The following is a 13,815-nucleotide window of genomic DNA, read 5'->3' on the forward strand; positions in this document are numbered from 1 at the left end:
TTGCTCATTAAGGCGGCGAGAGCAGAGTTAGCCAATGGCATGGTGCGCGGAAATAGAATAATCTAGACTAATGAGAAAGCTTGCGTGCTAATGCAGTCCCCAGGGACTGTAAACCTTGAACGATTACGACTAGAATGACAACGGTGACAATCATTATATCGGTTCGGAAACGGTTGTAGCCATATTGAATGGCCAGATCCCCTAATCCCCCTCCGCCAACCGCACCGGCCATGGCGGTATACCCTATGACACTAATCGTAGTGATGGCGACTCCAAGAATAAGAGAAGCTTTCGCTTCAGGGAGAAGAACTTTCTGAATAATTTGTAGGGGGGATGCTCCCATAGATAAAGCTGCCTCAATGACGCCGTAAGGAACTTCCTTGAGGGAACTTTCTACAACTCGCGCTACAAAAGGAGAGGCAGAGATGACGAGAGGGACAATGGCTGCAGTTGTGCCAATGGACGTGCCGACAAGTGCTCGAGTAAATGGAATGAAAGCCACTAACAGGATAATAAACGGAGCGGATCGTAAGATGTTGATAAGGGTTCCTAAAGTGCGCTCGACCCACGGGTTAGGCAATATATGCCCAGGAGAGGTTACTACTAATATAACGCCCAAGGGCAGACCTATAAGGTAGGCAAGTATCGTAGAAACAATCACCATGTAAAGGGTTTCACCGATTGCTGGGGAGACAAGCTGCGATAAATCGCTCCAAAATGAGGCTTGGAGGAATAGTGCGGGCTCAAAGGGCACGTTGTATCACCTCCACCTTTAATTCGCGAGAAGCTAAATAGCGATGAGCCACATTAAGCTGGTCGGAGTTGCCCTGAAGTTCTAAAGTAAGGGTGCCAAACAGCGTGGATCTTAGATGGTCGATACTTCCATAGAGGATATTCGCTCGGACTTCGCAGGTGCGCAGTAAATCCGTAATGATAGGGTCGGAAGCTCGTGATCCGAGAAACTGAATGCGAATAATTTCTGAGTCATGGTGGGTCGCAAATTCCTTTAACAGGTCCGCCGGGAGTTCACTTGGAAATACAGTGGCAATAAATTCTTTAGCGATATCCGATTGAGGTTGAATAAAAACTGACTCGACGGGGCCATTTTCAACGATCCGCGCTTGGTGAATCACCGCGACATGAGTACATATTTCTTTAACAACTTTCATTTCATGTGTGATCATGACAATCGTTAAACCAAGTTTCTGGTTAATGTCACGAAGAAGGTTTAAGATAGAAAGAGTCGTTTGCGGGTCAAGCGCAGAGGTAGCTTCATCACACAAGAGGACCTCCGGTTGTGTGGCGAGCGCCCGTGCAATGCCCACCCGTTGTTTTTGTCCACCACTTAACTGAGAGGGATAAGCATCGGCTTTGTCTTCTAGACCGACAAGATGGAGCAATTCTTCAACACGTGTTTTGATTTCCCTTTTAGAAAGACCAGATATTTCCAGAGGGAAGGCGATGTTTTCGGCAACAGATCGTGATTGAAGAAGATAAAAGTGCTGGAAGATCATTCCGATCTTTTGGCGTGCTTCACGGAGTGCTCTACCTGAAAGTTGGGTCAGATTTTGGCCAGCAATAACGACCTGACCGCTCGTGGGTTTTTCGAGAAGGTTCAGGCAACGCACAAGCGTGCTTTTTCCAGCACCGCTTAATCCAATAATGCCGTATATGGCACCTTTGGAAATGTGCAGAGAAACATCGTCAATAGCTATGACGGTCTCTTGACGGGACGAGTACTTTTTTACTAATTGCTTGATTTGAATCAAGTGCGGACCTCCTTTGATAGGGATTCCAACGTTTTAAACACAACAAAAAACTCCGCGAAGAAAACCCGCGGAGTGACCATTCGGTTTTCCTCTTATCTCCCAGATTTCTCTGCAGGAGTTAGCACCGTGCATAAATGCCGGTTGCCGGGTTTCATCGGGCCAGTCCCTCCACCTACTCTGAATAAGAGTTTTTTATGCAATTTTATTGTGCTCAAATCTTGTGATGGATGTATTCTAGCACAAGAGGAAGGGAGTTGGCAAGCGGTAAAATTTAGACATTATCTAAATACATGTAAATTATTGTAGTGGGGCTAAATATAAGTATGGATTTATGAATTTTATGGAATACTTGTATTAATTTGCAATTGGGGGTATTTGAATATGGGAGACAAGAGTCCTAAGAACAAGGAAAAAAAGAAAAAGCGGGCAGAGAAAAAAGTTATCGCGCCAATACTTAAATAGTGTCCTAAACAATTTCCAAAAGGGCTTCGATTTTTATAGTCGAGGCCCTTTTAGAATTGATTAGGCATCTTTTAAGAGTCAAGCAACAAGGTTGAAAGTAATTATGCTTTTAGCCTTAATTATTGCATCAAGATGAAATTTGTTTTTACACAAGCAGGAACAGAGTGTGTTTTAGAGAATTATGCTGGATAGGTTATTGATTACGCAAGTGCATTGCCAAGTCAGGATATTTCATCATTACCAGCTTACGTTGTTTTAGTCCCATTACTAGGCAATTACCGTCAATTAAAAGATAATAAGGAGATCAGTATGGAGAGAATTGCAGTAATATCGGATATTCATGGAAATATGCCTGCCTTAGAAGCTGTACTAGAAGATATCGCTAACAGAAATATTGACAGAATTTTATGTCTCGGAGACTTAGCGGGCAAAGGTCCTAGTTCAGCTGAGGCAGTCGATACAATTAAAGAATATTGTCAAGTCGTAATTAAAGGGAATTGGGATTATTATTTAACAGAACAAGAGGGCAATGAAGTTTTAAGGTGGCATCAGAAAAAACTAGGCGTTGAGAGACTAAAGTATATGAAGGAGTTACCTGTCTATATAGAATTTTATATCAGTGGAAAGTTATTAAGACTTTGCCATGCTTCCCCAAATGATCTAATGCATAGAGTCTATCTTTCAACCGAACAGAGTAAGCGGATGAAATTATTTGAAGCGACACCAACGCTTAAACTTGAAGCAGATGTGGTAGGCTATGGTGACATTCATGGTGCTTATATAGATAGCTTTACTGGCAAGACTCTGTTTAATGTTGGAAGTGTCGGTAATCCCCTTGACATAACCCAAGCATCCTATGGGATCATTGAAGGACATTTGGATGATAAAAATGAAGGTCCTTTGGCGATAACGCTGGTTAAAGTACCCTATGATATAGAATTAGCTATTGACCAGGCGAATGCAACGGATATGCCAGAGAAACAAGAATATATTAACGAATTGAGGACAGCTATATTCAGAGGTCGGAAAACCTAAGCAGTTATGCATGGGTCAGAATAAAGAACAAACAAAGAGGATTATTAGGAGGGGCTATATGAGAATCAAGCAGATCTTGAGAGGGCTCCTTTTTTATTTGGGCATTTTAGGAATTATAGATACTGTATTACTCCTGCTATTTAATGGGGGAGTTAATCTGGGAACTATTTTACCTGGGGCTGCGGGAGGCTTATTGCTCTTTTCGTTATTAACCAAATCGTTTTTCCAGAAACTTATACCTGTAGGACTTACAAGACCATGGTTCTTAAAGATTCGGCAGTGTGTCATTTCCTTAGTCCTGATCGGATTAATTTCATTTCTGGTGGTCGAGGGGGCGATTATTAGAGATTCTCGCCCAGACCCAGTTGTTGAGGTGAATTATCTGATTATCTTAGGGGCGGGCCTGAATGGCGAACAACTTTCATGGACACTTTGGGAGAGAATGCAAAAAGGACTAGAATTCCTAGAGAGGTACCCCCAGGTCCAGGTCGTTCTTTCAGGAGGGCAAGGTCCTGGAGAGAAGATCTCTGAGGCCGAGGGTATGAGACGTTTCTTGCTGGATCATGGGATTTCAGACGAGCGTATCCTTAAAGAGGATCAATCTACGAGCACGATGGAGAACTTCCGATTTAGTAAAGAGATATTAATCCGGCAACCGAACTTTCAAAACCTAGAGAGGGTTGCTGTGATTACGAACGACTTCCATCTCTTCCGCTCGAAAATGTTGGCTCAGCGCAATGGATTAAACCCGGTGGGTATTCCGTCCCCTACCCCGTGGTATATCGTGCCTAATGTTTATTTAAGAGAGTATTTTGCGGTGGTCAAATCCCTGATTTTCGATTGGTGAATAGAAGGAATCTCTTGGATTTTACCGAATGGTAAGGAAGGGGTTCTTTAACCAAGTTACAGAAATGAGGGTGCATAATGTCCAATTATATACTGACTTATTCTAAAATTAAGTTTTACCCATTGGAGCCAGTGAAGGCTGATGTAAACATCGCAGATATCGCCCACTCCTTGTCGCTTATGACAAGAGCTAACGGGCATTTCGATCATTTTTTCTCGGTTGCTCAGCACTCAATTAATTGCTATAAGGAGGCCAAAAGCCTAGGGTATTCGGAAAGGGTGCAACTCGGTTGTCTTTTGCATGACGCAAGTGAAAGCTATATATCAGATATTACAAGACCTGTGAAGCAGAACCTATCCGAATACTGTATTATCGAAGAGAGGCTTCAAGGCATAATTTATGAACGTTTTGGTTTGGCCGATTTGTCACGGGAAGAACAACGGTTGATCAAAGAGGTTGATGATATCCTGCTGCACTTTGAGTTTGAAGTATTAATGGACCTAGGTATTTTAGACATACCTCCATCCAAGTCTATGGAGCATGATTTTTCACAGAAAGAATTCAAGAGTGTTGAGAAAGAATTTTTGACTATCTTCTGTAAATTAGCAGGCTAGATAAAATAAATAAGTAAGTAAGTAAGTAAGTAAGTAAGTAAGTATGACTCAACGTCATAAGGCTGGAAACAATCCTGTTTTCAGCCTTTTACCATTTTTTGGATTGAATTTGTTTTACATCCAAGAAGGTATAGATTATGATTTAGAGAATAATGAAGGATAGCCAAAATAGAACGGGGGATTTTAGATGATTGATCAAGCTTTAAGGGGAAAAAGACCATAGGGTGACGTCAAGGTACTCGGTTTTTTCACTTACCCTTATTTGATCTTAGATGAGTTCGGAAGAATTTTTGGGAAATTATAAGAATAAAGGCAAATCAAGAATGGGATGAGCAAGAAAATGAGCTTAAAAACATAATAGAATGCTTAATAATTATAAAACCTTATGTATAATAAAATTAAAAATGAAGAGCGAGGAAAACAAAGTGGCTTATTATTTTGAGGATGCTTCTAGAACTCTCAGTGAATACTTACTAATTCCCAATTTAACAAGAAGGGATTGTATTCCCAGTAATGTCAGTCTGACAACACCTATCGTTAAGTTCGAACGGGGAAAAGAATCCTCTTTGAAATTAAGAATTCCTTTTGTTTCTGCGATCATGCAATCAGTATCTGACGACAATTTAGCAATTGCTTTGGCAAAGTGCGGTGGTTTATCTTTTATTTTTTCTTCACAATCGATTAACGAACAAGTGGAGATGATTAAGAAAGTAAAGAAATTCAAAGCAGGTTTTGTAGTCAGTGACGCTAATTTAACTCCTGAACATACTTTGCAAGATGTCATTGCTTTGAAAAAAAAGACGGGTCATTCCACAATTGCTATTACAGAAGATGGATCTCCTCAGAACAAGTTGATTGGACTTGTGACAACGAGAGATTACAGAATCAGCAGAGATAATCTGGACAAAAAGATAGTGGAATTCATGACACCATTTTCAGAACTTATAATGGGAAAAGAAGGAATCAGTCTTAGTGAAGCTAATGATTTAATTTGGCAACATAAACTGAACTGTTTACCAATTATTGACGACAACCAAAACCTTTGTTATTTTGTTTTTAGAAAAGATTATGAGGAACATAAAAATAATCCTCTGGAATTGTTAGACGCAGACAAGAGATATATAGTTGGAGCCGGAATAAATACCAAGGATTACAAGGAAAGGGTACCTGAATTAGTGAAAGCAGGTGCAGATATTCTATGTGTTGATTCTTCGGATGGATATAGTGAGTGGCAGAAGGAGACTATCGAGTTTGTCAAGAAAGAATTTAATGATCGAGTAAAAGTTGGCGGTGGAAATGTTGTTGATAAAGAAGGTTTTTTGTATTTAGTGGAAGCAGGAGCTGATTTTGTTAAAGTAGGAATCGGTGGGGGGTCAATCTGTGTAACCAGAGAACAAAAAGGAATTGGGAGAGGTCAGGCCACAGCAGTTATCGAAGTGGCCAAAGCTAGAGATGATTATTACCAAAAGACAGGCAAATATGTCCCTATATGTTCCGATGGAGGAATCGTGCATGATTATCATACTGTCTTAGCAATGGCTATGGGAGCTGACTTTATTATGATGGGCAGATATTTTGCACGGTTCGATGAAAGTCCAGGTAAAAAAATAAAACTAGGAAACAATTATGTCAAGGAATATTGGGGTGAAGGCTCAAACAGAGCGCGCAACTGGCAACGGTATGATTTTGGAGAAGGTTCAAAACTTAGCTTCGAAGAGGGCGTGGATAGTTATGTTCCTTATGCCGGAAGATTAAAGGATAATTTAGATTTGACTTTGAGTAAAATCAAATCAACAATGTGCAGTTGTGGAGCCATTTCTATTGAAGAATTGCAGAAAACTGCCAGATTGACTCTCGTTTCTTCAACAAGCATTGTTGAAGGCGGGGCACATGATGTTATCTTGAAGGAAAACAATTATTTGGTCTAGGGATCATTGGATGTCCACTACAAAGAAGAATATTGAGTAAACAAACAAGGCTAGAAGCATGAGGCTTCTAGCCTTGAATGAGATTACTGTAATCGCAACTGGTATAAGGGGAACTGGCTAGATAGCTAATCTAGCTGAAATTGGAGGAGTGTATGAAACTTATTCTTACCATTATTGGAATTAACGTAGTCTATGTATCTTTATATACGCTACGTATGATTTTTGTTATCAAAGGCCAGAAAATCTTGGCAGCCATTCTTTCCGTGTTTGAAGTTTTTGTTTACATGTCAGGGTTGGGGATAGTTCTTAAAAACCTAGACAACCCTTGGAATCTAGCAGCCTACTGTGCTGGATTTGGCTTGGGGGTGTATACAGGTGGACGTATCGAGGAATATCTGGCTTTGGGTTATGTGACGGTCCAGGTTACAGTAGATTGTTTTGAACTCGAACTAACGTCTAAGTTGCGGGAATATGGGTATGGTGTTACTTCCTGGTTAGCAGATGGTAAGGATGGTCAACGTCTCATGATGCAGGTTTTAGCGAAAAGATGTAATGAACGTAAGTTAATGGACATCCTTGAGCAACTCTCTCCCAAAGCTTTTGTTATCTCTTATGAACCCAAACATTTAAAAGGTGGATTTTGGATTAAACGAGTAGCTAAGCATTTTTAAGAAAGTTCATTTTCCGTTCCATTTCATTATAAATTCAATTAATTAAAGTAAAAATATCTTTGTTATAAGCGGTTTATCGGGCAAGGTCCTGATAACCTTGATAAATTAGGTCAAATAGCTGTTTAAGTTCCGGTTCTTCAACACACGAGAAGGCAACGCGCACATCACTTTCCCCTAGTGCTATAACTCCGACACCGTATTGCTCCAGTAGGTGAAGGCGCAAGGCTTCTGCCCTCACTCCTTTGAGTTTAAGACACATGAAGTATCCTGAATTAAAGGGATAGTAGTCCCAGGCAGCGTTATATTCTCCCTGATCAAGAATCTCTTTAACTTTACAGGCACGTTTCATTAGAATTTCAATTTTTTCTTGTTTTTGTTTGTGGAAGTCTTTGGATTTAAGGGCTTCTAATACAAAAGTTTGTGCTGGATGAGAACTGCTAGAAATCGTTCCGCGGATAATACCCAATGTCTTATTTTCTAAGGCATTTAATATAGCTGGATATTTGGAGGCGTAGGTAATGAATCCTACACGAAAGCCCCACATGTAGTCCTCTTTCGTAGCGCCATCTACTTTGATAGCTAATATTCTAGGATGAATGTTGGCGATCCGGGCAAACAGTGATTCCTTGATAGAGTTCTCATAGAATAACCCAAAATAGGCATCATCGGTAACAACGGCTAGGTTCATGCCTTGTTGGGCGACTTCTTTTAGTACCTCAACGATCTCCGTAGCTTCTTGTTCAGTTGGTGTATACCCGGTCGGGTTATTTGGAAAATTAAGTAATAGAATTGCCTTTCCCTGGTCTTTCTGAGATAGTAAGGCTTCCTTCATCCCTACTGTATTATAGTTTCCTTTCTCAGTATAGAAAGGAAACGTTATGCTTTTGCCGCCACGACGAACTCCAAAGATAAGATTGTAATTACCCCATAATTTGTCGGGTAAAACCAAAGGGTCATTTTCGTCAAGAAATAGATCGGCAACTATACTTAAACCGTGTGTCAAGGCACTAGTAACAATGGGATTGCTAAAGGATTTATCTTTTAAAGACGGACTTTCGTTTAATAGCTTTTCGCGCCAAAGTCGTCTCAGCTCAGGTTTTCCTGCGGGAGGAGCATAGGGATAAAGATCATTAGGATCGTAATTGGTTAATGTTTTTTGGATTAATGGTAAGAACATTGGTTGATTATGTTCAGTTGCAATTCCTATCGTCGCATTATAACGGTGAGCCTTTTGTTTAGCTTCCGCAGTTTGAGTCAAGATCCCCTTGGGAAAGTATAAGTTTTTTCCGAGTTCGGATAATAAGTCATAAACATGGGGATTTTCTTGTTGTATCTGTTGATTTAAATCTTGAGCAAGCTCATGCATGGATCTTTCTCCCTTTCTTAGTCCAACCTATTTTGCTAAGTTGTCGGCTTTAGTATCTCTATTTAATGAGTGATGACGTTTACAATAATATATGAATTCCAACTTTCTTAATCTAGTATCATTCCCCTTTTAGTTTATAAAAACTAAGTAACTAAATTCTACACTAAAATGATTATTTCCTCCACTTTTAATCATAAGGTTATTATTTTTGACTGTCTGAGAATGAAATTTTGGCTTATTCAACAAACGATTTAGAGAGAGCAAGAACTATTATAAACTGTCAAATAATAGATAACGCCGATAAATCTGCAGCGTGTAGACTCATAGATGCTATTTCAACGTTTAAAGGTGCGAACAATAAATTGTAGGATCACTGAATTAGGCCCTGAACTATTACAGTTCAGGGCCTAATTGTCCCGATAATGTGGTTTATACTAATAAATATTTCGACCTGATTTCGTCATTATCAGCTAATTCCTCGACAGTTCCTTCAAAACGAACTTGCCCTCGTTCAAGTACATAACACCTATTGGCCAATTTCAAGGCGGATTTGAGATTTTGTTCGGCTAAGAGAATAGATATTCCGGTTGAACATAGTTCGAGAATTTGCTCTTCTAATTCTCGAACGATTAAAGGCGCCAGTCCTTCAGTTGGCTCGTCCAAAATTAGAAGCTCAGGATTCCCAAGAAGAGCTCTGGCAATACTTAACATTTGTTGCTCTCCACCGCTTAAGTTTCCACCCCGACGATTGGCGGTTTTTTTAAGTACAGGAAATAATGCATGGACTTTATCCAAATTCCATGTTCCGGTTTTAATCTCGTCTGCAATCTCGAGATTTTCACGCACAGACAAGTCTGGAAAAATTCTACGGTTATCAGGAACAAGACTAATCCCGATTTTGACCATTCGTTTGGTAGGGGTTCTTGTAATGTCCTGCTCTTTAAAAAAGATTTGACCGCTTTTTGGAGGGGTAATACCAATGATACTTTTGAGTGTCGTTGTTTTTCCTACTCCGTTACGACCAAGGAGAGATACAACTTCTCCTTGATTCACCTTTAAAGATAAACCAAATAAGACATGACTTAAACCGTAATAGGTATGAATGTCTCTAACTTCTAACATCATCCCGTTTCCCCCAAATAGGCATTTTGTACAGATTTATTGTTTCTGATGTCTTCAGGAAGTCCTTGCGCTATCGTACGACCTTGGTGAAGAACCATGATTTTTTGAGCAACGTCAAAAACCAAATCCATATCATGTTCAGTAAGCAATATCGTAAGACCTTCCTCCTGAGATAATTTTTTAATAAGATTTACGATTCTGCGTGTCTCATCGGGTGACATTCCAGCAGTTGGCTCATCTAAAAGAAGAAGATCTGGTTTACTTCCTAAAGCAATCGCTATTTCCAAGACTTTTTGATCTCCATAAGAAAGAGAATTGCATGAATGGTTTCTAAACTCAACAAGTCCAAAACTTTCCAAAACCCCAAGTGTTTCTTCAACAAGAAGTCTTTTGGCAGGTCTGAATAATTTCCTATCCAGGTGATGTTTGGCAATAACAGCAGTTTGGATATTTTCAAAGACTGTAAGACTGGAAAAAATATTTATCAACTGAAATGACCGCCCCACTCCTTGGTGACAAATTTTGTGGGGAGCCAAGTTCGTAATTTCCCTGCTTTTGAAACGGACATGACCTGAATCCGCCTGTAGATGCCCAGTTATTAAATTGAATAAAGTGGATTTGCCGGCGCCATTGGGTCCAATTACCGCCACTACCTCTCCCTTCGGAACAGAAAGGTTGGCATCTGTAATTGCCTGAAACCCATCGAACGCTTTTCTAAGTTGTTCAACTTGAAGCATTCAAATTCTCTCCTTTCACACTCCGCCTTTTTTATTATTACTCTTTATTAAATAACCAAGAATACCTTGAGGAAGGAACAGGACGAGGATGAGTAACAGCACACCAAGGACAAGAAGCCAGTATTCAGTGTAGAGACCAACAAACATTGACAAAACGACTAAAATGACAGCGCCTAATGTCGGGCCCATAAATACAGTAAGTCCTCCCATTAAACACATGATTAAAATTTCTGCCGATTTGTTCCAAGAGAGTAGGGAAGGGGCCACAGATCGTTCGATTAAAACAAATAATACACCGGCAAGTCCTGCAAAGAATCCAGCGATGACAAACGCTGTCAGCCGGTGTCTTTTGACGTGTATTCCTAGACTTTCAGAGCGCATGGGATTGTCACGAGTGGCAACTAATGTCAGACCAAAAGGAGATTTGCTAATCAGATAAAGAATTACTAGAGATATGCATAGAACAATCAGAGTCGTATAGTAGACTGAATTTACAGAAGTAAGAAATTCAGGAACAGGTATAGCATGAATTCCGTTGTCTCCATTCGTCAGCGCATTCCATCGATAAATAATAGCCCAAACCAACTGCCCTAAAGCTAACGTAAGCATACCAAAATATAGGCCTCTTAATCGTACGCAAAACCATCCAATCACTAAGGCTATAAGGGCAGCAACCAGGGGACCCAAGACAACCGCAACAGCAAATGGCCAAGAGGTTTTAGTCATAATAATTGCTACAGTATAGGCACCAACCCCATAGAATACTCCATGGTGTAAATGCAAAAGTCCTCCGTACCCTAAAACTAAGTTTAAGCTGGTGGCAAGTAAGGCTGTTGTAAAAACAGTTGCTAGCAAGTAAACATAATATTGGGAGATCAGAGTCGGCATCGCTAAAAGTATCAGAGTCCCAGTGGCTGACAACCCCAAGCCGAGATAGGCTCTGAACTTTCCCTGTGGAATCTTTAAGGTACTTGAGTTATTCGCTGACATAAATGTTTTCCTTTCTCTACCATGCAGATTTTAACAAACCAGAAGGTTTTAAAATTAGAAGAACACCCGCTATGACATAAGGAATAATGATGGCAACGCCTGGGATGAACAATATCCCAAATGCTTCCCCAACCCCCATAATAATAGAACTAATGAGTGCTCCCCATACATTGCCTAATCCACCTATGACTACGATTAGGAAAGCATAAATTATAATATTTGCATCCATACCCATCGAGATAGTAGTCGTTGGCGCTATCAAAGCCCCTCCCAGTCCTGCAAGCCATCCGCCCATCGCGAAAACTAGAGCAAACACTCGAGTGCTGTCAATACCTAATATATCAACCATCTCTCGGTCAGTAGCCGTTGCTCGGCATATCTTGCCAAGATGAGTTTTGGATAAAAAAAGCCATAAACCAAGGGCAACCATCGGGCCTACTATAAGAAGGAAGGCATTATACGACGGAAGGGACGCTCCCCAAAGATTAAAGGAACCCCTTAAAATCGTAGGAATATTCATAGATTTAAATTCTGTTCCCCAAATTATTTTGACAAGGTCCCCCGCGATAAGTACTAGGGAATAAGTCAAGAGCATTTGCATTAAATGTTCTTGGTTATAGATAAATCTAAGCAACCCGCGTTCGATTACAAGACTAATTAACATTACCGCGATAGGGGCAACCAACAGGGCTAACCAAAACCCATTTGGGCCTTGGCCAAAAAATATTGAGATTGAGTAAGCAATAAAAGCCCCTAACATATAAAGTGATCCATGGGCAAAATTCGTAATTCTTAAGACTCCAAATATGAGAGTTAACCCTGCCGACACGATAAAGAAAATCATTCCCCTGCTTAATCCTATAAAAAGCTGGCTGGCGAGTGTTGCGAAGTCCATGTGTCATCCCCCTGTCGTGTAAGATTACGTAAATGGGCGGTACCTGGCGGCCCGCCCATTAATCTTTTGTTATTGCTTTGCTCGAAGCTTTTGGATTTCGTCAATAGAGGGCATAATTTCTTCAGGACTGAGAGTGTGAAGATCTGAGGCTGTAATTTTCCCGTCTACCTTAGCTATCACACCATAGGTCATGGGAATTGCCACCTGATGGTCTTCTTTGCGTAAAGTCGCTTTGCCTACCGGTGTATCAATAACTAAGCCTTCCATAGCGTCAATGATCTTTTCCTTATCAGTACTGCCAGCCTTTTCAATCGCTTGACCTAGGAATTCTCCTCCCATGTATCCATACAAGGCAAACGCAGCGGGTTCACGATTATATTCCTTTTTAAAAGCTGCGACAAACGCCTTATTTTCAGCTGTATCTGGATAATTTGATAAATATGGATTTGTACCAAGAACATTTTCAGGCGCTTGATCACCCAAAGGCCTTAGGGTCGCAGGGTCATAGCTGGTATGTGCCCATACTGGAATTTCTTGGGGAAGTCCAGTTGCTTTGAGTGCTTTCATAAAGGCTACCATATCAGCTCCTCCAGTGCCAACTACAAGCACATCAGGTTTAGCACTGCGAATAGCGTTGATATATGGCGTGAAATCTGTTTCTCCAACACGCCACCAAGTTTCTCCCATTTTGTTAACGTCAGGTTCAAGTGCGGTTAAATTAGACCAAAGGTTAGAAATTACAGAATGACCATATTCATAATCACTGCCAGCTAACCAGACTTTTTTATAAGGCGTCTTGGAAAGTTGGACCGCGCCTGCTTTGCCGATAATTGCGGTATTGGGCAAAGTGCTGAATACATAGCGATGGCCTGCTGCACCTGTGACTTTGTCACTCATTCCGCCCCAGTCGATAAAGGGTACTTTATTCTCTTTAGCAAATTGTGAAACGGCAAGTGAGGCTGCACTATTCGTAGTTCCTGCTAGAAAGTCAACGTTTTCTTTCATCACGAGTTCTTTTGCCCAGCTTGTTGATTTGTCCGGCTTGAATTCGTCGTCACGGGTGACAAACTCAATCGTCGGACCCCCTTTAGCGGCAATTTCTTTTACAGCAAGTTTAAATCCATCTAAGGAGTCTTTAGCATAGACGGCAGCTCCGCCGGTATAAGTATCTACAATTCCAACTTTAATGGCCTTTTTGTCAGTCGTAGTGGTTGAACTATTTCCACACCCAGTAACTAATAATGCAATAATCAGGAGCATTGACCCTATCTTAACTAAATTACTCGATTTCATTTTGCCTGCCATACTAACCATTCTATCCCCTCCATAATGTTTTAGAAAACCCCATTTAGAGATATTTCCTTTTCTGAGTTGGCTCT

The 13,815-nt window shown here is 40.6% G+C and carries 13 protein-coding genes and 1 riboswitch; of the genes, 5 read left to right on the top strand and 8 right to left on the bottom strand.

Going from position 1 to position 13,815, the window contains the following annotated elements:
- Nucleotides 1–67: 67 nt before the first annotated feature.
- Together DSBG_RS04485 and DSBG_RS04490 are read right to left on the bottom strand one after the other, a co-directional pair.
- On the bottom strand, nucleotides 68–754 hold the full coding sequence (locus tag DSBG_RS04485; RefSeq protein ID WP_068963027.1) for a methionine ABC transporter permease: 687 nt from the start codon (nucleotides 752–754) through the stop codon (nucleotides 68–70).
- A complete protein-coding gene (locus DSBG_RS04490; protein WP_068963028.1) occupies nucleotides 744–1,769 on the bottom strand; it encodes a methionine ABC transporter ATP-binding protein in 1,026 nt (341 codons plus the stop codon). Before DSBG_RS04490 ends, DSBG_RS04485 begins: the two co-directional genes overlap by 11 nt.
- 89 nt (nucleotides 1,770–1,858) lie before the next feature.
- Nucleotides 1,859–1,957: riboswitch (SAM riboswitch) on the bottom strand.
- A 583-nt stretch (nucleotides 1,958–2,540) separates the two neighbouring features.
- Between DSBG_RS04490 and DSBG_RS04495 the strand changes: the two genes are divergently transcribed.
- The 5 genes from DSBG_RS04495 (at nucleotide 2,541) to DSBG_RS04515 (ending at nucleotide 7,326) form a co-directional block, all read left to right on the top strand.
- A complete protein-coding gene (locus DSBG_RS04495) occupies nucleotides 2,541–3,266 on the top strand; it encodes a metallophosphoesterase family protein (RefSeq protein ID WP_068963029.1) in 726 nt (241 codons plus the stop codon).
- Nucleotides 3,267–3,324: 58 nt separating this feature from the next.
- A complete protein-coding gene (locus tag DSBG_RS04500; RefSeq protein ID WP_068963031.1) occupies nucleotides 3,325–4,113 on the top strand; it encodes a YdcF family protein in 789 nt (262 codons plus the stop codon).
- A 77-nt stretch (nucleotides 4,114–4,190) separates the two neighbouring features.
- Nucleotides 4,191–4,727 carry an HD domain-containing protein gene (locus DSBG_RS04505; protein WP_068963033.1) on the top strand — a complete coding sequence of 179 codons (537 nt, stop codon included), beginning with the start codon at nucleotides 4,191–4,193 and terminating at the stop codon, nucleotides 4,725–4,727.
- A gap of 404 nt (nucleotides 4,728–5,131) precedes the next feature.
- Nucleotides 5,132–6,655 carry an IMP dehydrogenase gene (locus tag DSBG_RS04510; RefSeq protein ID WP_491005704.1) on the top strand — a complete coding sequence of 508 codons (1,524 nt, stop codon included), beginning with the start codon at nucleotides 5,132–5,134 and terminating at the stop codon, nucleotides 6,653–6,655.
- A 152-nt stretch (nucleotides 6,656–6,807) separates the two neighbouring features.
- Nucleotides 6,808–7,326 (top strand): DUF2179 domain-containing protein, encoded by a 519-nt coding sequence (locus DSBG_RS04515; protein WP_068963035.1) that lies wholly within the window; start codon nucleotides 6,808–6,810, stop codon nucleotides 7,324–7,326.
- Between the two features lie 73 nt (nucleotides 7,327–7,399).
- On the opposite strand, the gene DSBG_RS04520 is transcribed toward DSBG_RS04515, so the two are convergent.
- The 6 genes from DSBG_RS04520 to DSBG_RS04545 all read right to left on the bottom strand — a co-directional run bounded on the left by DSBG_RS04520 (nucleotide 7,400) and on the right by DSBG_RS04545 (nucleotide 13,750).
- Nucleotides 7,400–8,692: an aminotransferase class I/II-fold pyridoxal phosphate-dependent enzyme gene (locus DSBG_RS04520; RefSeq protein WP_068963036.1), complete on the bottom strand. Its 1,293-nt coding sequence runs from the start codon at nucleotides 8,690–8,692 to the stop codon at nucleotides 7,400–7,402.
- Between the two features lie 429 nt (nucleotides 8,693–9,121).
- Nucleotides 9,122–9,817 (bottom strand): ABC transporter ATP-binding protein, encoded by a 696-nt coding sequence (locus DSBG_RS04525; RefSeq protein ID WP_242877403.1) that lies wholly within the window; start codon nucleotides 9,815–9,817, stop codon nucleotides 9,122–9,124.
- The gene (locus DSBG_RS04530) at nucleotides 9,814–10,551 is read right to left on the bottom strand and encodes an ABC transporter ATP-binding protein (RefSeq protein WP_068963037.1); all 738 of its coding nucleotides are present in this window, start codon (nucleotides 10,549–10,551) and stop codon (nucleotides 9,814–9,816) included. The genes DSBG_RS04525 and DSBG_RS04530 overlap by 4 nt, the downstream gene beginning before the upstream one ends.
- Before the next feature lie 15 nt (nucleotides 10,552–10,566).
- The gene (locus tag DSBG_RS04535; protein WP_068963038.1) at nucleotides 10,567–11,541 is read right to left on the bottom strand and encodes a branched-chain amino acid ABC transporter permease; all 975 of its coding nucleotides are present in this window, start codon (nucleotides 11,539–11,541) and stop codon (nucleotides 10,567–10,569) included.
- 16 nt (nucleotides 11,542–11,557) lie between these two features.
- Nucleotides 11,558–12,436, bottom strand: coding sequence for a branched-chain amino acid ABC transporter permease (locus DSBG_RS04540; RefSeq protein WP_068963039.1), 879 nt, complete (start codon nucleotides 12,434–12,436; stop codon nucleotides 11,558–11,560).
- A gap of 69 nt (nucleotides 12,437–12,505) precedes the next feature.
- Nucleotides 12,506–13,750 carry an ABC transporter substrate-binding protein gene (locus DSBG_RS04545; RefSeq protein WP_068963040.1) on the bottom strand — a complete coding sequence of 415 codons (1,245 nt, stop codon included), beginning with the start codon at nucleotides 13,748–13,750 and terminating at the stop codon, nucleotides 12,506–12,508.
- Nucleotides 13,751–13,815: the final 65 nt, after the last annotated feature.

The sequence above is a fragment of the Desulfosporosinus cupriresistens genome (genome assembly GCF_001707885.1).
Lineage (GTDB): Bacteria > Bacillota > Desulfitobacteriia > Desulfitobacteriales > Desulfitobacteriaceae > Desulfosporosinus.

Coding starts and splice junctions, on each gene's coding strand:
- DSBG_RS04535 (WP_068963038.1), bottom strand. CDS start 11,541: ATGTCAGCGAATAACTCAAGTACCTTAAAGATTCCACAGGGAAAGTTC.
- DSBG_RS04495 (WP_068963029.1), top strand. CDS start 2,541: ATGGAGAGAATTGCAGTAATATCGGATATTCATGGAAATATGCCTGCC.
- DSBG_RS04510 (WP_491005704.1), top strand. CDS start 5,132: ATGAAGAGCGAGGAAAACAAAGTGGCTTATTATTTTGAGGATGCTTCT.
- DSBG_RS04500 (WP_068963031.1), top strand. CDS start 3,325: ATGAGAATCAAGCAGATCTTGAGAGGGCTCCTTTTTTATTTGGGCATT.
- DSBG_RS04520 (WP_068963036.1), bottom strand. CDS start 8,692: ATGCATGAGCTTGCTCAAGATTTAAATCAACAGATACAACAAGAAAAT.
- DSBG_RS04530 (WP_068963037.1), bottom strand. CDS start 10,551: ATGCTTCAAGTTGAACAACTTAGAAAAGCGTTCGATGGGTTTCAGGCA.
- DSBG_RS04540 (WP_068963039.1), bottom strand. CDS start 12,436: ATGGACTTCGCAACACTCGCCAGCCAGCTTTTTATAGGATTAAGCAGG.
- DSBG_RS04515 (WP_068963035.1), top strand. CDS start 6,808: ATGAAACTTATTCTTACCATTATTGGAATTAACGTAGTCTATGTATCT.
- DSBG_RS04545 (WP_068963040.1), bottom strand. CDS start 13,750: ATGGTTAGTATGGCAGGCAAAATGAAATCGAGTAATTTAGTTAAGATA.
- DSBG_RS04525 (WP_242877403.1), bottom strand. CDS start 9,817: ATGATGTTAGAAGTTAGAGACATTCATACCTATTACGGTTTAAGTCAT.
- DSBG_RS04505 (WP_068963033.1), top strand. CDS start 4,191: ATGTCCAATTATATACTGACTTATTCTAAAATTAAGTTTTACCCATTG.